Origin of the sequence: Kribbella pratensis, assembly GCF_004365355.1 — a bacterium.
GTDB lineage: Bacteria > Actinomycetota > Actinomycetes > Propionibacteriales > Kribbellaceae > Kribbella.
On sequence record NZ_SODP01000005.1, the window covers coordinates 165253 to 183853 of the forward strand.

Below are 18601 nucleotides of genomic sequence, written 5' to 3' on the forward strand. Positions count from 1 at the left end.
GGCGGGATAAAGTCCGGTTCCATGGAGGATTCCGAGGCGGGGGCCGACCTGCACCTGGACCTCGCCGCGGCGCGGGGGCGCAATGAGCTCGTGCGGGCCTTGCACGAGTCGATCCGGACGGGGCGGCTGCCCGCCGGGACTCGGTTGCCGTCGTCGCGGTCGCTGGCGAAGGATCTCGGGATCGCGCGGAACACGGTCGCGGACGCGTACGGGCAGCTGGTGGCCGAAGGGTGGCTGACTGCGCGTCAGGGATCGGGGACGGTGGTTGCCAATCGGGCCGCCGTGCCGTCGATGCCGGCTGTGGCGCTGCCCGAGGAGCGGTCGTACCGGTACGACCTGAGGCCCGGGGCGCCGGATCTTGCGACGTTCCCGCGGACGGAATGGCTGGCGGCGGCGCGGAAGGCCCTGACCCTGGCGCCGAACGAGTCGTTCGGGCTGGGCGATCCGCGCGGCCGGCTCGAGCTGCGGCGGGTGCTCGCGGACTACCTCGCCCGTGCGCGCGGCGTACGGGCGGATCCCGAGCGGATCCTGATCTGCTCGGGGTACGTGCAGGCGGTGAGTCTGCTGGGCGAGGCGATCAAGAACCTCGGCGGTACGACGATCGCGGTCGAGGAATTCGGGTACGGGCTGCATCGGGACGTCATCCGGGCGCGCGGGCTGTCCGCGGTGGCTGTGCCGGTGGACGAGCTCGGTGCGCAGACGTCACAGCTCGCCGGGCAGGGCGTCCTGCTCACCCCGGCGCACCAGATGCCGACGGGCGTGCCGCTCGCCCCGGAGCGTCGTACCGCGGCTGTCGAGTGGGCGCGGGAGACCGGCGCGGTGCTGATCGAGGACGACTACGACGGTGAGTTCCGGTACGACCGGCAGTCGGTGGGGGCGTTGCAGGCGCTCGATCCGGAGCGGGTCGTCTACACCGGGACGGCGAGCAAGAGCCTCGCGCCGGGTCTGCGACTGGCGTGGATGGTGCTGCCGCAGCGCCTGATCGAGCCGGTCGTCGCCGCGAAGCGCACCGCGGACTACCAGACCGGAACGCTCGAGCAGCTGATCCTCGCCGAGTTCATTGCCTCCGGCCACTATGACCGCCACGTACGCCGCTCCCGCCTGCACTACCGCCGCCGCCGCGACCGCCTGGTAGAACTCCTGGCCGTCCGCGCCCCCAACGTCCAGGTAGCCGGCATCTCCGCCGGCCTGCACGTCCTCCTGGACGTCCCCGCCGACGCCGAAGACATCGTCGCCCGAGCCGCCCGCCAGGGCCTAGGCCTGGCCAGCCTCTCCACCTACCACTTCAACCCAACCCCCGCCACCCGCCAAGCAGTCATAGTCGGCTACGGCACCCCACCCGACCACGCCTACCCCGGCGCCCTGGACCTCCTCTGCCAGGTGCTAGGAGTGTGACCATGTCCGCCGATTCCACGTCACCGATCCAGAACCGGATCGGCGCGGTGTTCGTGCACGTCACCGACATGCAGCGCGCGATCACCTGGTACAGCACGCTTCTCGGCGTGCCGCAGTCAGCGACGAGTCACGAAGGACTCATCTACGACGTCCCGATGTCCGGCCCGACCGGGCTGACGCTTGACGGTCACTCGCAGGTGCGGGGGACGTTCCAGCCGGGTGGGCCGCTGCTGATGCTGCAGGCAGGCGACATCCACGCCGCCCACGCGTTCGCGAGTGAGCATGCGAAGGAGGTCGGCCCGGTTGAGGACATCGGCACCGTCAGTGTCTTCCACCTCGCCGATCCGGACGGCAATCGGCTCATCGTGTACGCCGAGAACCGGCCGGGCCACACCGACTAGCCTCGGTCGAGGGCATCGGCCAGGGTGCGGATCTCCGCCGGGCCTACCCGGCAGCAGCCGCCGATGTGGGTCGCGCCGGCTGTTGCCCAGGCGCGGGCGAAGGGTGCCGGGCCGGTGCCGTTGCCGACCCAGCTTCTGGCGGCGGCGTTCCAGGATTCGCCGCGGTTGGGGTAGGCGATCGCGGGTTTGCCGGTGACGGCTACTGCGGTTTCGACGGCGGGCAGTACGTCGACAGGCCGGCAGCAGTTGATGCCTACGGCAACCACCTGGTCGATCGCGGCGAGCGCGAAGGCGTCGGTCAGAGGTTGACCGGCGCGGGTGTGAGGGCCGTCGATCGAGTAGGAGAACCAAGCCGGGAAGTCCAGCTCACCCAGCAGCCCCGCCAGCACCTCGGCCTCGTCGGTGTCCGGGATGGTTTCGATGGCCAGCAGGTCCGGGCCGGCAGCGATCAGCAACTCCAGCCGCGGCCCGTGAAAGTCGCGAAGGACGGTCGCCGGCACGCCGTACCGGCCGCGGTACTCCGAGCCGTCCGCCAGCATCGCGCCGTACGGACCCACCGACGCGGCGACCAGTCCGCCCGGGAACTCGTCACGCACCTCCCGCGCGATCCGCACACTGCTCGCGATCAGCCGCTCCGCCTCGGCGCGCTCGACGCCGGCCCGTTCGAAGCCGATCACGCTCGCCTGGTAACTCGCCGTCGTCGCGACCATCGCCCCGGCTTCGTAGTATGCGCGATGGACCGCCGCGATCTCCGCCGGATCGTCCCTCAGCAGCCGCGCGGACCACAGTGCGTCGGACAGGTCGTGCCCGCGGTCCTCGAGAGCATTCGACAAACCGCCGTCCAGGATGACCAACCGGTCAGAGGCCTTGGACAAGTTCGAAGACCTCATCCGCGCAACCCCACGACAGCGTCACGCCGGATCCGCCGTGTCCGTAGCAGTGGATCACCGGCTCACCGGTCCGCGTACGCACGAGCTCGCACCGGATCGTCGGCCGAGCAGGACGCAGACCGACGCGCTGCCGGATGATCTTCGCCTTGCGGAGCTGAGGAACGAGCTCCGCGGCCCGCTCCAGAATCGCTGCGCTGGTCGAAGGATCCACCGCCAGATTCCAGTCGCCCGGCTGACTGGTCCCACCAACGACCACGTCGTGCTCACGCGGTACGACGTACGTCAGCTCGGTCGGCGACCGATCCGCAAGCAGCCACTCGGTCAGCCCGCACGGCTCGACCGTCATCACCTGACCCCGGACCGGCGTCACCGTCGGATCGCCCGCAGTCAGTCGCGCACCGAGCCCGGTGCAGTTCACGACCAGGTCGGCCCCGGTCGGCAACGCCGACAGCGCCGCCCGCGTCAGCGTCCCGCCCGCCTGCTCGAGTCGCTTCACCAACGCCGGCAGGTACGCCGGCATGTCGAGCACGGGCGCCGTGAACGACCACCCGTCCACGAACCCCTCCGGCGGCGATCCCACCCGGGTCAGATCAGGCAGTACGTCGGCCCACCGCGGATCCGGCGTACGGCCAGTCAGGAACTCGCGCCCGTGCCGCAGCTGCACCGACGGCTCGATCTCCGCCAGCTTCGCGAACTCCTCGTACGACGTCCGGGACCAGCCCGCCACCCGGTCCTCCGGCGCCGACAGGTACGGGTACCAGATCGCGGCCGCCACGGACGACGTCGTCTCCAACGGCAGGTCCCGGGCGAACACCGCCACGTCGTACCCGCCCTCGGCGAGCCGGATGGCACAGCTCAGCCCGATCACGCCCGCCCCGACCACGATCACGCGCATCCTCAGATTGTCACCCGGCCGGCGCGATCATGCCACCGCCCTCGCCCGCAGCCGGACCTCCACCACTGATCAACCCGCGGTGAACGGCCGCTCACACGCGCTGTTGAGCGTGGTGGGATCTGTGGCGCCGCAGTTGGTCAGTGGCACAGGATCGGGACCTGCGCACCAGCGGTTGAACGTCCGGCTACTCACTCACCCCGCGGCTCAGCAGCACGGTGGCGATGAAGGTCTTGTAGAGCTGCAGCGGATCATCGTTGCGCAGAGCAACGACCTTGTCCTCGCGGCGTTCGACGTTGCGCAGTGCGCAGGCCAGCTCGGCGAACGCCCGGCTGTGGAACCGGACGGTCAGCTCGGCCGGCAGCGTGATGCTCGGCGGCCTGATGTCGCTCAGCCGCGCCAGCGCGCGCCGGGCGCCGTCGTGGATCAGCTCGCGGGCCCGCTCCGGATGGACCGACAGTGCCGCGTTGTGCGAGATCGAATCCTTCACGACGACCGACTCGATGTCCGGGCAGAACGGCTGCGCCTCGTCGATCGTCACCCGGTCGCCCGAGATCAGTACGACGGGAACGCCGTGCGCGAGCGCTACCAGCGCGTTGATGCCGGCCTCACCCGTGATCGAGCCGTTGAGGCGTACTTCGGCGATCGCGCGCGGGTTGTACGTGTGGTGCAGGACGGAACCCGTCGACCCGGCCGACCCGTGGTACGAGACGAAGAACGCCGCGTCGTACGAATCGTCAAGTCCCTCCATCATGTACAGCGGCTTGTGCTTCCCCGACAGGTAGCTCGCGCGGCCGTGCAGCTCGTCGGGACGCAGGTTCTGCATGGTCGAGTGCGAGTCGTTGACCAGGAACTCCGTGCCGCCCGCGGCCATCGCGCCGTCGATCGCGGCGTTGACCTCCGCCTGGAGTTGACCCCGGTAGTACTCGTACTCCTGACCCGGCCCCCGACACTGACTCCAGTCGACGACGCCCGCCGTACCCTCCATGTCCGTTGACAAGAAGACCCTCATCTAGCGCACCATACAGGGCCGTTTCGGGTCGAAGGTCCAGTCCTTCATCAGGTACTGCATCGCGATCGCGTCGTTGCGTGCGCCGAGTCCGTGCTGCAGGTACAGCTCGTGCGCGGCATCCAATGCGTCGCGGTCGAGCTCCACGCCGAGACCGGGGCGCGTGGGTACGGCGATCTCGCCGCCGACGATCCGCAACGGTTCCTTGGTCAGGGCCTGACCGTCCTGCCAGATCCAGTGCGTGTCGAGTGCGGTGATGTCGCCGGGCGCGGCCGCGCCGACCTGCGTGAACATCGCCAGCGAGATGTCGAAGTGGTTGTTCGAGTGCGAACCCCAGGTCAGCCCGAAGTCGTTGCAGAGCTGCGCGACCCGTACCGATCCGGCCATCGTCCAGAAGTGGGGGTCGGCCAGGGGGATGTCGACCGCGTCCATCCGGATCGCGTGTGCCAGTTCGCGCCAGTCGGTCGCGATCATGTTGGTCGCCGTACGCAGTCCGGTATGCCGCTTGAACTCGGCCATCGTCTCCCGCCCGGAGAACCCAGGCTCGGCACCACATGGGTCCTCGACGTACGCGAGTACATCGTCCAGCCCCGAGCAGACTGCGATGGCTTCGCGGACCGACCATGCGCCGTTCGGGTCAACCGTGATCCGCGCCTCCGGGAACCGTTCGTGCAACGCGCGGACCGCGTCGATCTCGACCTGCGCGTCGAAGACGCCGCCCTTCAACTTGAAGTCCGCGAACCCGTAGCGCTCCTGAGCAGCCTCCGCCAAGGCAACGACGTCCTCTTGGGTGAGTGCCGGGCGCCGCCTCAGCTGCGCCCAAGCGTCGTCGCCGCCATCAGTCACGTACGGCAGAGCAGTCCGCGCTGCATCCCCGACGTAGAACAAGTAGCCCAGCACTGGGACCGCACTGCGTTGCTGGCCGTCCCCAAGCAGTTCGGCGATTGGTATACCAAGGTGCTGGCCGAGGAGGTCGAGCAGCGCCGACTCGAGCCCCGTCACCGCATGAACCGTCGTGCGCAGGTCGAAGGTCTGCGATCCGCGGCCCTCGCTGTCCCGGCCCGCGAAGGTGGTGGAGACGTTGCGGAGCAGGTGCCGATGCGTGGCCAACGAGTGGCCGACGAGCAGCGGTGCAGCGTCGCGGATGGTGGATGCGATCTTCTCGCCGCCAGGCACCTCGCCCAGCCCCGTGTTGCCCGAGCTGTCGGTCACGATCACCACGTTGCGCGTGAAGAACGGCCCGTGCGCGCCGCTCAGGTTGAGCAGCATGCTGTCGTGGCCGGCCACCGGCACGACCTCGACAGACGTGACAGTCGGCGTCATTTGACCTTCCCGATCAACTCGGTCAGCAGCGCGAGCTCGTCTTCGGTCAGATCCTGCAACGGCGGCCGCACCGGCCCGGCGGACCGCCCGATCGCGTTCACGCCGGCCTTCACGATCGAAACGGCATACCCCTTCGTCCGGTCGCGGATGTCCAGGTACGGCAGGACGAACTCGTTGAGCTTTTGGTAGACCGAAGTACGGTCCTGGGCGACCACGTCTGCATAGAAGCCGAGCGCGAACTCGGGCACGAAGTTGAAGATCGCCGACGAGTACGTGCTGTACCCGAGCTGCAGCAGCGGCAGCGCGAACGTCTCGGCCGTCGGCAGCCCGCCGATGTACGTGAGCCGCTCGCCCACCCGCGCGTACGTCCGGGTCATCATCTCGATGTTGCCGACGCCGTCCTTGAGGCAGACAAGGTTCGGATTCCGCTCCGTGAGCGCGGCGACCGACGCGTCGTTCAGGATCGCGTTCGCTCGGCTGTACACGGTCACGCCGAGGCTCGTGCTTCGGCAGACCGCCGACACGTGCTCGACCAAACCGGCCTGCCCCGCCTCGGTCAGGTACGGCGGAAGCAGCAGGATCCCGTCCGCCCCAGCGGACTCGGCCGCCTGCGCTCCCGCGATCGCAGTCGCTGTACCGCCGGTGGCCGGCGCGATCACCGGAACTCGGCCGTTCACCTCGGACACAGCAGCTCGTACGACGGTGTCGATCTCGGCTGTGGTCAACGAGAAACCCTCTCCCGTACCGCCTGCGGCGAACAGACCTGCGACGTCGTACTGGCTCAGCCAGGACAGGTGCTCGCGGTACCCGGCCTCGTTGAAGCTCAGATCCGGGTGGAAATGCGTCACGGGGAACGAGAGCAGCCCGGTCTTCAGTTGCGCGGCGAGTTCACCGGGGGAGTAGCGGGAGGAGTGATGGGTCACGCTCGTCAGCGTAAGAAGACTCGTGGATACCTGTCCAAGATCGATTTTGGATCTAGTGATGCTCTGGGAGCATCGTGAGCACCCGTCGCAGGACCGGACTGGTCGCGTCCCGCCGCCAGATCGCGTGCAACTCGACCGGGTCGCCGGCGCCCTCGAGGTCGCAGTACGTCACGCCCTCGACGCCGAGGCTGCGGGCCGACGCCGGGACGAGCGCGACACCACGGCCGGCCGCGACCAGCAGGATCACCGTCAGGATCTGCTGCACCCGCTGTTCGATCCGCGGATGCGACTCGGCGAGGAACCGGACCGTCAGTTCGTGGAAGTAGCGTGCCTGCGTCGGCGAATAGCTGATCACCCGCTCACCGGCGAAGTCGCCTGCGGACAGCGGCCGCCCGAGCGCCGCCAGTCGATGGTTGCCGGGGACAACAGCACACAGCGGCTCGCGGTCCACCACCCGCGAGTCCAGTACGTCGCTGTCGAACGGCGGCCGGCCCAGACCGAGATCGAGCTCGCCACGTAGGAGGCCGTCGAGCTGAGCAGGCGTCACCCGCTCGTGCAGGATGACGTCGACGTCGGGCAGTTCCTCCGACATCCGACGTAGCAGCGGACCGAGTGTGCGAATCGCCGAAGTCGCGGTGAAGCCGAGTCGCAGCGTCCCCGCCGCGCCCTGGTCGACGCGCCGCGCGAGATCACCCGCGGTCTCGACCAGCGCGAGTAGCCGGCGAGCCTCGACCAGGAAAGCCTGGCCGGCCTCAGTGAGCTCGACCTTGCGGTTGTCGCGTTCCAGCAATCGCGCCCCGACGGCGCGTTCGAGCTTCTGTACCTGCCGGCTCAGCGGCGGCTGCGTCATGTTCAGCCGTTCCGCGGCCCGGCCGAAGTGCAGTTCCTCGGCGACGGCGACGAAGGCGCTCAGTTGATCGAGCGAGAACATGATTCCCGAAAGGTATCACTCGCTGCCCAATCGGCCTTGAACACGCATGATCAGGCTTCCCGCATCGCTCGCTGGCAGTCCCGGGCGCTATCCGGGCTGGTGGGTCAGCAGCCGATGGCGTGTGCTCGAGAGATGGACCCGCATCGCCGCACGCGCCGCCTCGGGGTCGGCGTGTTCGATCGCCGCGTGGATGTTCTCGTGCTCGTGGATCACCCGGGCCAGGTGGTCCGGGTCGGACATCTCGTACGCCGGATCGAGTCGCGTCCGCGGCAGCATGATCATCATCGGTCCGAGCTCGCCGATCAGGTCGGAGTAGAAACGGTTGCCTGAAGCAACCGCTACCTTCAGGTGGAACGCGAAGTCCGCATCCACCGACCGCGCCGGATCGTCCCCGATCCGCCGGTACTCGTCCAGCGCCCGCTCGATCCCCTTCAGTTGGTATACCGAACGTCGGCCCGCTGCCAGCCCGGCTGCCTCACTCTCCACGCCGATCCGGAAGTCCATCAGCTCCAGCACGTCGCGGTGCGATCGCACCTCGCGCAGTCCCGACGTACGCTCCGGAACCTCCAGCACGAAAGAGCCACGGCCCTGGAACGTCTCCACGAGACCGGCCGCCTGCAGCCGGGAGACGGCTTCACGCACGACAGTCCGGCTGACGCCGAACTCTTCCACCAGGCTGTTCTCGCCTGGCAGCTTCTCACCAGGAGTGATCTCTCCGCTGAGAATCCGTTGCTTCAGTTCCTCGACGATTTGGTATGCCAAACCGCTCATCGCCGGAACTCGCAACTGTCGACCGTCCACCGCGCGCACTGTTCGCTGGTCGTGAAGCCGAGGCCGGGCCGGTCCGGCACGAGCATGCGGCCGTCGACCGTCTCCAGACGCTCGTTGAACAAGGGATTCAGCCACTCGAAATGCTCGACCCAAGGTTCGCGCGGATACGCGGCCGCGAGGTGCAGGTGGATCTCCATCGCGAAGTGCGGAGCCAGCTGAAGACCGTTGTGGTCGGCAAGCGTTGCCAGCTTGAGGAACGGCGTGATGCCGCCGATCCGTGGTGCGTCCGGCTGGATGATGTCGGCCGCCCGGGCCTCGATCAGCCGGACGTGTTCACCGACGCTCGACAACATTTCACCCGTCGCGATCGGAGTGTCCAGCGCTGCGGCCAGCTCCGCATGTCCGACGGCGTCGTACGCGTCGAGCGGCTCCTCGATCCACACCAGGTTGAACTCCTCCAGCACACGACCGAAGCGCAGCGCGGTCGGGCGGTCCCACTGCTGGTTCGCGTCGACCATCAGCGGTACGTCGTCGCCGAGGTGCTCGCGGACGGCTCGGACCCGTTCGAGGTCGATGCGGGTGTCGGGCTGACCGACCTTGATCTTGATCCCGCCGATGCCGTCGGCCAGCGATTTCGAGGCGCGTTCCTGGACCTCCTCGATCGGCGCGTGCAGGAAGCCGCCGGACGTGTTGTACGCGCGGACCGAGTCCCGGTGCGCGCCGAGCAGCTTGGCCAGCGGGAGATCGGCCCGCTTCGCCTTCAGATCCCAGAGCGCGATGTCGATGGCCGCGATCGCCTGCGTCGCGACGCCGGATCGGCCGACCGATGCGCCGGCCCAGAGCAACTTGTCGTACACCTTGCCGATGTCCGACGGGTCCTCGCCGATCAGCCCCGCCGCGATCTCCTTCGCATGCGCGTACTGCGCCGGACCGCCGGCCCGCTTGGAGTAGCTGAAGCCGATCCCGTGCTGCTCCTGCTCACTCGCTATCTCCGCGAACAGGAAGACGATCTCGGTCATCGGCCGCTGCCGCCCGGTCAGCACCTTTGCGTCGCTGATCGGCTGGTCGAGCGGAAGAACCACGGACGACAGCTTCACCTCGCGGATGCGATCCATGGCCAGTGATCGTACAAGTTGTCAACTTGTCCAACAAGAGCCTCGATTGACACCTTCGTAACACCAGGTGACTCAGGCGGAAACACCAGTCGGCGAGGCTGCTCTCTCGCGGACAACGTCGTCGCGTGACCAGATCTGCCTGGGGAAGGAAGTCGCGATGGATGTGTCGGAGCCGGAGCTCCTGCGGACGTTCACGGCGGTGGACAAGGACGACAACGGCCGGATCTGGGCCTGGGAACTGCTCGCGAAGCTGGGACAGGCGGGGATCCAGCCCGACGATCCGCGGGTCCGGACCGCGCTCGCGGACGTCGGCCGTCCGGTGGGGATCGACATCCAGCCGGTGGAGATCGACTTCCGGCAGTACGCCGAGATCGCTCAGCACGGCGACGGCGTGGTGTTTCGGGCGCTGGCGGGCGAGCTGGCTGTGCCTCCGGACGAGTTCCAGGAGTACGTGCGCAGCATCAAGGCGATGCACGACGACCTGCTGTCGAACCTGGACGGGAACGTCGCCGACTACATCCCGACGTTGCGGGACGCCGATCCGGAGCGGTTCGGGATCGCGATCTGTACTGCGGACGGGCAGGTGTTCTCGATCGGCGACACGGCGGACGAGTTCAGCGTCCAGTCGACGTCGAAGCCGTTCAACTATGCGATCGCGCTGGAACAGCTCGGGCCGGACGAAGTACATCGCTGGGTCGGCCAGGAGCAGAGCGGCGGCCCGTTCAACGATCCGCATCTGTCGCTGGGCACGGATGGCAGGCCGCGCAACCCGATGATCAACGCCGGAGCGATCGGTACCCTCGCGCTGGTCGATACCGGCAAGGACCAGTCGGACCGGTTCACCACCGTCCGGGACACCTGGGCGGCGATGACGGGTAAACGACCGCAGTTGCACGGTGCGACATTCCTGGCCGAGCGCGACACGGGATTCGGGAACGTCAGGTTCGCGAACGGGCTCATGCAGGCCGGCAAGCTGAGAGGTGCCCGGCCGAACGATCGGCGTGCTCCGGAGGACGCCGTCGAGTTCTACACCATGGTCTGCTCGCTCACCATGGACGCCGAGCAGTTGGCCAAGGCTGGTGCGACGCTCGCGAACGGCGGAATCGCCCCGAGCGGCCGGCGCGTGTTCTCTCCGGAGACCGCTGGACGTGTGCTGGCCGTGATGGGACACAGCGGCATGTACGACGGCTCCGGGCAATTCTCCGACCAGGTCGGGTTGCCGGCCAAGAGCGGTGTCTCCGGCAACGTCATGATGGTGGTGCCGTCGAAAGGGCTGGCGGTGGTGACGTACTCGCCCCGCCTCGACGCGACTGGCAACTCGGTCCGCGGGGTCGAGGTCTGCAAACGCTTTGTCAACGAGTTCGGCCTCCATCCGTACCGCGTGGGTGCCGAGCGCGTCCGCGATGCAGTCATCGCGCGGCCCGGGCAACTGAACGAGGCCGACAAGCGGGCCGAACTGGCAAGCGCCGCCGAACGTGCACTGGGCGGTGTGGCCAGACCTGGAAGTGGTGGTGCGGGCGCGGCCCGCACCACCGACACCGACCGGGCGGCCGCTGCGGCGACCCGCCACACCGCGCCGACCCGGCAGCTCTGACCGCAGACCGCGCCGGCCATCAGAGCGGATCTGCAGGCCATCAGAATGCAGCTGCCCCCGCCGCGTTGAGCCTGGCGGGGGCAGTGGGTTGCAGTTGTGATGAGCTGGGGATCCGCAGGTTTACTCGACGGTGACTGACTTGGCCAGGTTGCGGGGCTTGTCGACGTCGTGGCCGAGGGCTACGGCTGCGTAGTACGCGATGATCTGGAGCGGGATCGTCAGCAGGATCGGGTCGAGTTCGGGCTCGTTCTTCGGTACGACGATCTTCGCCGCGACCCCGTCCGGTACGTCGACGCCCGGGTGGGTGACGACGTACAGCGGACCTGACCGTGCGCCGATCTCGTGCAGCGCGCCGATGTTGCGGTCGAGCAGCTCGTCGTCGGGGACGATCGCGACGGTCGGCACGTCCGGGGAGATCAGCGCGAGCGGACCGTGCTTCAGCTCGGAGGTCTGGTACGCCTCGGCGTGCCGGTACGAGATCTCCTTGAGCTTCTGCGCGCCCTCCCGCGCGACGGGGTAACCACGGGTCCGGCCGACGAAGAACAGCGATTCGTGCTTGGCGAGCCGGCCGGCGATCTTGGCCAGTTCCTCTTCCTGCGCGACGATCGCGCCAATGTGCTCCGGCAGCTTCTTCAGGCCGTCGATCAGCCGGCGGCCGTCGGCGGGGGAGACGTCGCGGATCCGGCCGAGGTGGATGCCGAGCATCGCGAACCCGACCGCCATGTTCGTCAGCGCCTTCGTCGACGCGACCGAGACCTCCGGACCGGCGTGCAGGTACACACCGCCGTCGACCTCGCGGGCGATGCTCGAGCCGACCGCGTTCACCAGGCCGATCACGCGACCGCCCTTACGCTTCAGCTCCTGCACCGCGACCAGCGTGTCGAGGGTTTCACCGGACTGCGAGACGGCGACGTACAGCGTGTCGCGCTCGACGACCGGGTTGCGGTACCGGAACTCCGACGCGGGCTCGGCGTCGGCGGGGATCCGCGCGACCTCCTCGATGAACTGCGCGCCCATCTGACCCGCGTAGTACGCCGAACCGCAGCCGAGGATCTTGACCCGCTTGATCTCGCGCGCCTCGCGGGCGTCCATGTTCAGACCGCCGAGGTGCACGGTGTGGAAGCGCTCGTCCAGGCGACCACGAATGACCCGGCCGACCGCGTCCGGCTGCTCGTGGATCTCCTTCATCATGAAGTGCTCGTGCAGACCGCGCTCGTACTCGTCGGCCTCCCACTCGACCGTCTTCGCGGTCTTCGTGGTCGGGGACGCGTCCTGGGTGAAGGTGCGGTAGCCGTCGGCGCGGACGGTCGCCATCTCGCCGTCGTCCAGGTACACGACCTGGCGGGTGTAGCGGATCAGCGCGGCCGCGTCGGAGGCCACGTGCATCTCGCCGTCGCCGATGCCGAGGATCAGCGGGCTGCCGTTGCGGGCGACCACGATCCGGTCCGGGAAGTCGAGGTCGATGACGGCGATGCCGTACGTGCCCTCGATCCGGCGCAGCGCGGCCATCACCTTGTCCTCGAGGGTGGCGCCGTCCGACTGCTCGATCAGGTGCGCGAGGACCTCGGTGTCGGTCTCGGACCGCAGCTTGACGCCCGCGTCCTCGAGCTGGGTGCGCAGCGCGCCGGCGTTGTCGAAGATGCCGTTGTGGACGACGGCGATCCGCTCGTTGCCGCTGGCGTGCGGGTGTGCGTTGTCCTTGCTCGGACCGCCGTGGGTCGCCCAGCGCGTGTGGCCGATGCCGAGCTTGCCGCCGAACCGCTTCGGCAGCGACGCCTCCAGCTCACGGACGCGACCCGCGTCCTTGTGCACCTTCAGCTCGCTGGACCCCAGTACGGCGACACCCGCCGAGTCGTAGCCCCGGTACTCGAGCCGGGCCAGTCCGTCCACCAGGATGGGCGCGGCCGGCTTGGTGCCGACGTACCCGACGATTCCGCACATGTAGTGGTGCCCCTTCGTAGGTTCGGTTGAGCGGCCCGGTCAGCCGTAGACGATCCGTCGGAGCTGCCGGGCGGAGAGTTCGGGTGAGCGGACCGGCCAGTGCCGGAGCTCGGTGCCGAGGCGGGCGAAGATCTCGTCGTTGCGGGCGCCGTAGGTCTGCAACTCACGGTGCCGGCGCCGGACGTACTCCTCGGTCGTCTCGGTGAAATAGGCCAGTACGTCGGCGACCACGCGCCGCGCGACATCCGCCGACAGTCCGGTCGTCCGGCTGACCTGATCGGCCAGCTCGTCCACCGGCTCCACAGCCGCCGCCTCACTGATCACCCGACCACCATGCAGTGTTTTCGAGGTCACTGCAAAGCTTCTGCCCGAAATCGGGCAAATTTCCTGTTTTGTCAGGAGTTAGAAGAGCCGGAGTACGTCGGATTCCATCCCGCGGAGGGCGTCGTAGTCGACGGTGACGCATTCGAGGCCCCGGTCGGTGGCCAGGAACTGGGCCTGGGGCTTGATGAGCTGGGCGGCGAAGATACCGCGGACCGGAGCCAACAACGGGTCGCGGTTGAGGAGCTCCACGTAGCGAGTGAGTTGCTCGACGCCGTCGATCTCGCCGCGGCGTTTGATCTCGACGGCGACGTGCTTGCCCTCGGCGTCGCGGCACAGCAGGTCGACCGGCCCGATCGCGGTCGGGTACTCGCGGCGTACCAGCGTCCAGCCCTCGCCGAAGGTCTGGACGTGCTCGGCCAGCAGTTCCTGCAGGTGCGCCTCGACGCCGTCCTTGATCAGCCCGGGGTCGATCCCGAGCTCGTACGACGTGTCGCTGTGCACCTCCTCGAGCGTGATCCGGAGCTCCTCACCAGCCTTGTTGGTGACGCTCCAGACCCCCTCTTCCTCGGTCAGCTTGCACGGCGGCGACATCCAGTTCAGCGGTTTGTACGACCCGCCGTCGGCGTGGATCAGCACGGATCCGTCCGCCTTCACCATCAGCAGCCGCGGCGCCATCGGCAGATGAGCCGTCAGCCGCCCCGAGTAGTCGACAGAACAAGTAGCAATCACCAAGCGCACGAGAAAGCACCGTAGTGCACGGACCGCCGGTAGTGGGAGGGTGGTGAGCATGATGCCGAAGGTCAGCGATCAGGCAGTCGCCGCGTACGACGTCGTGGCCGCCGGACTGGAGTCGGCCGGAGTGGTCCGGGGCAGCATGTTCGGTATGCCCTGTCTCAAGGTCGGCAAGAAGGTGCTCGCGGGGATGTTCGGCGACGCCATGACGTTCAAGCTGCCGCCGGAACCGCGGGAGAAGGCGCTCGCGCTGCCCGGCGCCGAGCCGTTCGACCCCGGGATGGGCCGGCCGATGAAGGAGTGGGTCGTGATCCCGCTGGCGCAGTCGGAGGCCTGGCCGGAGTACGCCGCCGAGGCATTGGAGTACGTCAGCCGATGAATCTCATGTGTCCGGCGCGGATTCTGCTGCTGCCTGGTGACGTGCAGGAGGCGGCGGTCGGGGAGCGGGTTGCTCACGTGTACGCCGGGCCTTTCGAGGCGAGCGCGGGATCGCGGCTGGCGGAGCGGCTCGGCGTCCGGCTGACCGTCGTACCGGAGCTGACGCAGCGGCCGGACCAGGAACTGCAGTCGATTGCGGACCTCCACCGCGGGGAGACCGTCGTCGTGCTCGGCGTGGACCTCGGCCTCAAGCTTCCGGCGACCGTCGAGCACACCGGCGACGGCTGGACGCGGGTGGCGACCGACAACGAGGTGACACTGTCGGCGTACGAGATGGCGGCGGAGAAGTTCCGTGACTCGATCCCGCCCGGGCCCAACGACCAGTTGATCGATCTGCTCGCCGAGCGCGTCGGCCCCGGCGCGCGGGTGCTCGAGATCGGCAGCGGGACCGGGCGCGATGCGCTCGAGCTGGAACGCCGCGGCTTCGTCGTACGCCGCACCGACGCGACGCAGGCGTTCATCGACATGATGCGGGCCGACGGATACGCCGTCGACCGGTTGAACGCGCTCACCGACGACTTCGGCGGACCGTACGACGCGATCTTCGCGGACGCGGTGTTCTTGCATTTCGACCGCCCCGGCCTGGCCCAGGTACTGCGGAAGGCGGCGCGATCCGCCCCGGTGCTGGTGTTCGCGACGCGCGAAGGCAAGGGCGAGGAATGGTCGGATCGCAACCTGGATCTGCCGCGGCACTTCGTCCTCTGGCAGGAGGATGCGTTGCGGCAGGTGCTGACGAACGCCGGCTGGGACGTGCAGCGGCTTGATCGCGGCGAAGGCAAGTTCGGGATGTGGTTCTACGTGCTGGCGACGCGCGCATGATCCGGGCGGGCGTCGTACTGCTCACCGACCAGGGGATCGCCGCGATCGAACGCGTCCGGGACGGCAGGACGTACTACGTTCTGCCCGGCGGTCAGGTCGAAGAAGGCGAGAGCCCGGCCGAGACCGCGCGGCGCGAGATCTACGAGGAGCTCGGGCTGCTGGTGAAGATCCGCAGCGTTGTCGCGGTCGTGCACTTCGGCGACAGTACGCAGCACTACTTCTGCGCGGACGTCATCGGCGGCGAGTTCGGCACCGGCGACGGTCCTGAGATGACGAGCCCGGCCGAGTCGGAGCGGGGCAGTTACCGCGCGGTCTGGCTGCCCTTGCCCGAGCTCGCCGGGCTGGACCTCCGGCCACGGCCGATCACGGCGGCGCTCGTGGCAGCCCCGGATCCGCTCTGGTTGCTGGACGGCTGGATGGAGACCCCGGTCGTGTACGACGAGAACGTGTGAGGTTGGCCTCGCCGGTGATGCAACTCATGGGCGGACCACTATCCGGACTGGCATAGTGCAAGACATGGCTCGGGAATTGACGACTGTGGGTGTGGTGGGTCTCGGCACGATGGGCGCCGGGATCGCCGAGGTGTTCGCGCGCAACGGGCTGACGGTGGTCGGCGTCGAGCGTGACGAGGAGGCCGCCGAGCGCGGCCGCGGCCACATCCAGCACTCGACCGACCGGGCCGTGAAGCGCGGCAAGCTGTCGGTCGAGGACCAGCAGGCGCTGTTCGACCGGGTCACGTTCGCCACCTCGATGGAGGCGCTGGCCGACTGCGACCTGGTGATCGAGGCCGTCGTCGAGCGGCTCGAACTGAAGCGCGAGATCTTCGCCGCGCTGGACAAGATCGTCGGCGAGGACGCGATCCTCGCGACCAACACCTCGTCGTTGTCGGTCACCGAGATCTCCGTCGCCACCCAGCGCCCGCGCCGCGTCGTCGGCATGCACTTCTTCAACCCGGCGCCGGTGCAGGAGTTCGTCGAGGTGATCAAGACCGTCGTCACCGAGCCGGACGTGGTCGACGACGTACAGGCCCTGGCCCGCCGTCTCGACAAGGTCCCGGTGGTCGCGGCCGACCGGGCCGGCTTCATCGCCAACGCGCTGCTGTTCGGGTACCTGAACCACGCCGTGTCGATGGTCGAATCCCGCTACGCCACGCGTGAGGACGTCGACGCGGCGATGCGGCTCGGCTGCGGGTACCCGATGGGTCCGCTGGCGCTGCTCGACCTGATCGGGCTCGACACGGCGTACGAGATCCTCGACACGATGTACAAGCAGGGCCGCAACCGGCTGCACGCGCCGGCGCCGATCCTCAAGCAGATGGTCACTGCCGGACTGCTCGGCCGGAAGACCGGGCGCGGTTTCTACACCTACGAGGGGCCGGACTCGCCGGTCGTGGTCGACGACGAGAGCACCCCGCATCGCAGCGGCGACGAGATCGCGGTCCGCCCGATCAAGCAGATCGGCGTGGTCGGCTCCGGCACGATGGCGGTCGGCATCGTCGAGGTCTGCGCCAAGGCGGGGTACGATGTCCTGTATGTTGCCCGCGGCACCGAAAAGGTCGACCGCGTTCGCGCGACGCTGGAACGCTCGCTGGAGAAGGGTGTCCAGCGCGGCAAGCTGTCCTCGGAGGAGCGCGACGCCGCGCTGCGCCGGGTGACCGGTACGGCGAAGCTCGACGATCTGGCCACGGTCGACCTGGTGATCGAGGCCGTGGTCGAGGAGCTCAGCGTCAAGCAGGCGCTGTTCGAGACGTTCGACGAGATCTGCAAGCCGGGCGCGATCCTGGCCACCACGACCTCGTCGCTGCCGGTGATCGACCTCGCGATGGCGACCAAGCGGCCGTCCGACGTGGTCGGTCTGCACTTCTTCAACCCGGCGCCGGTGATGCAGCTGGTCGAGGTCGTCAGCACGGTCAGCACCGCGCACGAGGTCGCCGACACGGTGGCCGCCGTAGCCGTTGCCGCTGGCAAGCACCCGGTCCGCTGCGGCGACCGCGCCGGCTTCATCGTCAACGCGCTGCTGTTCCCGTACCTGAACGACGCGGTCCGGATGCTCGAGGCGCACTACGCCGGTGTCGACGATATCGACGCCGCGATGAAGCTCGGCTGCCGACTCCCGATGGGCCCGTTCGCCCTCCTCGACGTGGTCGGCCTCGACGTCGCGCTCGCGATCCAGCGCACCCTGTACCTGGAGTTCCGCGAGCCCGGCTTCGCGCCCGCCCCGCTGCTCGAACACCTCGTCACCGCGGGGTACCTCGGCCGCAAGACCGGCCGAGGCTTCCGCGACTACGCGAACTGACGATTTACGGCTCGGCCTGTGCGTAGTCGCCGCAGGGACCGCCGCCGATCGCCTCGGGGAGGACTGTTTCGCGGCGGTCGAGCTTGACGAGCGGGTTGTAGAAGGCGGCGATCTCGACGCTGTCCTCGGGGATGTAGTGGAAGATCAGCGAACGGCGGAAGCGGTCGTCGGTGTTGTTCGGGCGGGAGCCGTGCACGACGCTGCCGTGGAAGAACAGGACGTCACCGGCCTTCATCTTCGTCTGCACCTTGCTGAGGCCGTCCGGGATCGGGACCTCGACGCTGGTGAACGACTCGGTGAGGTCGGCAGGCTCCGGACAGACCAGTTCGGTCTTGTGTGATCCCGGTACGACGGCGAGCCCGCCGTTGTCCGCGTCCACGTCGTCGACCGCGATCCATGCCGCCAGACAGGTCTCCGGATCGGCGCGCAGGAACGTGTTGTCCTGGTGCAGCGCCTGCCCGCGCGCGCCCGGCGGCTTGAAGTAGAACATCGACTGCGCACCCAGCGCCGGACCGATGAGCGCCTGCACGACATCGAGGATCCGGCTGTCCAGCATCAGCTCGAGCGAGAGCCGCCCGGCCTCGATGTCGGTCCGCCGGTGCGGATGCACGAACCGCGGGTACTTCGCCAGCGGGTCGTCCGCGGGTACGCCGTCGTCGATCGCGAGCGAATGGTCGACGGCGACCTGCTCCATGAACACGGTCTTGATCCGCTCGACCTCAGCGGAATCGAACAACTGAGGGACCTGGACGATGCCGTCCCGCTGGTAGATGTCCACGACTGTCATATCTCAAGGATCTGTCGGAGC

At 68.4% G+C, this 18601-nt stretch carries 19 protein-coding genes; 7 read left to right on the plus strand and 12 right to left on the minus strand.

Features of this window, described 5'->3' with window-relative positions; all coding sequences use genetic code 11:
- The first annotated feature begins 21 nt into the window (after positions 1-21).
- A complete protein-coding gene (gene pdxR, locus EV653_RS38920) occupies positions 22-1395 on the plus strand; it encodes a MocR-like pyridoxine biosynthesis transcription factor PdxR (protein WP_134111348.1) in 1374 nt (457 codons plus the stop codon).
- A 2-nt stretch (positions 1396-1397) separates the two neighbouring features.
- Entirely contained in the window at positions 1398-1796 is a 399-nt protein-coding gene (locus EV653_RS38925) for a VOC family protein (protein WP_134111349.1), read from the plus strand.
- On the opposite strand, the gene mmuM is transcribed toward EV653_RS38925, so the two are convergent.
- The 8 genes from mmuM to EV653_RS38965 all read right to left on the minus strand — a co-directional run bounded on the left by mmuM (position 1793) and on the right by EV653_RS38965 (position 9650).
- Positions 1793-2686, minus strand: coding sequence for a homocysteine S-methyltransferase (mmuM, locus tag EV653_RS38930; RefSeq protein WP_134111350.1), 894 nt, complete (start codon positions 2684-2686; stop codon positions 1793-1795). The genes EV653_RS38925 and mmuM overlap by 4 nt on opposite strands.
- Positions 2655-3581 carry an FAD-dependent oxidoreductase gene (locus tag EV653_RS38935; protein ID WP_134111351.1) on the minus strand — a complete coding sequence of 309 codons (927 nt, stop codon included), beginning with the start codon at positions 3579-3581 and terminating at the stop codon, positions 2655-2657. Before EV653_RS38935 ends, mmuM begins: the two co-directional genes overlap by 32 nt.
- A gap of 184 nt (positions 3582-3765) precedes the next feature.
- A complete protein-coding gene (locus EV653_RS38940; protein WP_134111352.1) occupies positions 3766-4590 on the minus strand; it encodes a M55 family metallopeptidase in 825 nt (274 codons plus the stop codon).
- Complete coding sequence (locus tag EV653_RS38945) at positions 4591-5910, minus strand: enolase C-terminal domain-like protein (protein WP_134111353.1); 1320 nt, start codon at positions 5908-5910, stop codon at positions 4591-4593. It lies immediately after the preceding gene.
- Positions 5907-6833, minus strand: coding sequence for a 5-dehydro-4-deoxyglucarate dehydratase (gene kdgD / locus EV653_RS38950; protein WP_134111354.1), 927 nt, complete (start codon positions 6831-6833; stop codon positions 5907-5909). The genes EV653_RS38945 and kdgD overlap by 4 nt, the downstream gene beginning before the upstream one ends.
- 52 nt (positions 6834-6885) lie before the next feature.
- Positions 6886-7764, minus strand: a complete 879-nt coding sequence (locus EV653_RS38955; RefSeq protein WP_134111355.1) for a LysR family transcriptional regulator — start codon at positions 7762-7764, stop codon at positions 6886-6888.
- A gap of 87 nt (positions 7765-7851) precedes the next feature.
- On the minus strand, positions 7852-8535 hold the full coding sequence (locus EV653_RS38960; protein ID WP_134111356.1) for a FadR/GntR family transcriptional regulator: 684 nt from the start codon (positions 8533-8535) through the stop codon (positions 7852-7854).
- Entirely contained in the window at positions 8532-9650 is a 1119-nt protein-coding gene (locus tag EV653_RS38965; protein ID WP_134111357.1) for an L-talarate/galactarate dehydratase, read from the minus strand. Before EV653_RS38965 ends, EV653_RS38960 begins: the two co-directional genes overlap by 4 nt.
- A 157-nt stretch (positions 9651-9807) precedes the next feature.
- Between EV653_RS38965 and glsA the strand changes: the two genes are divergently transcribed.
- Positions 9808-11244: a glutaminase A gene (gene glsA, locus EV653_RS38970; RefSeq protein ID WP_134111358.1), complete on the plus strand. Its 1437-nt coding sequence runs from the start codon at positions 9808-9810 to the stop codon at positions 11242-11244.
- Between the two features lie 120 nt (positions 11245-11364).
- Here glsA and glmS read toward each other — a convergent pair whose 3' ends face one another.
- The 3 genes from glmS to nucS all read right to left on the minus strand — a co-directional run bounded on the left by glmS (position 11365) and on the right by nucS (position 14247).
- Complete coding sequence (gene glmS, locus EV653_RS38975) at positions 11365-13185, minus strand: glutamine--fructose-6-phosphate transaminase (isomerizing) (protein WP_134111359.1); 1821 nt, start codon at positions 13183-13185, stop codon at positions 11365-11367.
- Between the two features lie 39 nt (positions 13186-13224).
- Positions 13225-13509, minus strand: a complete 285-nt coding sequence (locus tag EV653_RS38980; protein WP_238151128.1) for a hypothetical protein — start codon at positions 13507-13509, stop codon at positions 13225-13227.
- Positions 13510-13587: 78 nt separating this feature from the next.
- Positions 13588-14247 (minus strand): endonuclease NucS, encoded by a 660-nt coding sequence (gene nucS / locus EV653_RS38985; RefSeq protein WP_134111360.1) that lies wholly within the window; start codon positions 14245-14247, stop codon positions 13588-13590.
- A 49-nt stretch (positions 14248-14296) separates the two neighbouring features.
- Between nucS and EV653_RS38990 the strand changes: the two genes are divergently transcribed.
- From EV653_RS38990 to EV653_RS39005, 4 genes are all read left to right on the plus strand, one after another.
- On the plus strand, positions 14297-14620 hold the full coding sequence (locus EV653_RS38990) for a hypothetical protein (protein WP_202872036.1): 324 nt from the start codon (positions 14297-14299) through the stop codon (positions 14618-14620).
- A complete protein-coding gene (locus tag EV653_RS38995; protein WP_134111361.1) occupies positions 14617-15498 on the plus strand; it encodes a class I SAM-dependent methyltransferase in 882 nt (293 codons plus the stop codon). Before EV653_RS38990 ends, EV653_RS38995 begins: the two co-directional genes overlap by 4 nt.
- Entirely contained in the window at positions 15468-15950 is a 483-nt protein-coding gene (locus EV653_RS39000; RefSeq protein WP_134111362.1) for an NUDIX hydrolase, read from the plus strand. Before EV653_RS38995 ends, EV653_RS39000 begins: the two co-directional genes overlap by 31 nt.
- A gap of 64 nt (positions 15951-16014) precedes the next feature.
- On the plus strand, positions 16015-17793 hold the full coding sequence (locus EV653_RS39005; protein ID WP_134111363.1) for a 3-hydroxyacyl-CoA dehydrogenase family protein: 1779 nt from the start codon (positions 16015-16017) through the stop codon (positions 17791-17793).
- Positions 17794-17797: 4 nt separating this feature from the next.
- Here EV653_RS39005 and EV653_RS39010 read toward each other — a convergent pair whose 3' ends face one another.
- Positions 17798-18580, minus strand: coding sequence for a phytanoyl-CoA dioxygenase family protein (locus EV653_RS39010; protein WP_134111364.1), 783 nt, complete (start codon positions 18578-18580; stop codon positions 17798-17800).
- Positions 18581-18601: the final 21 nt, after the last annotated feature.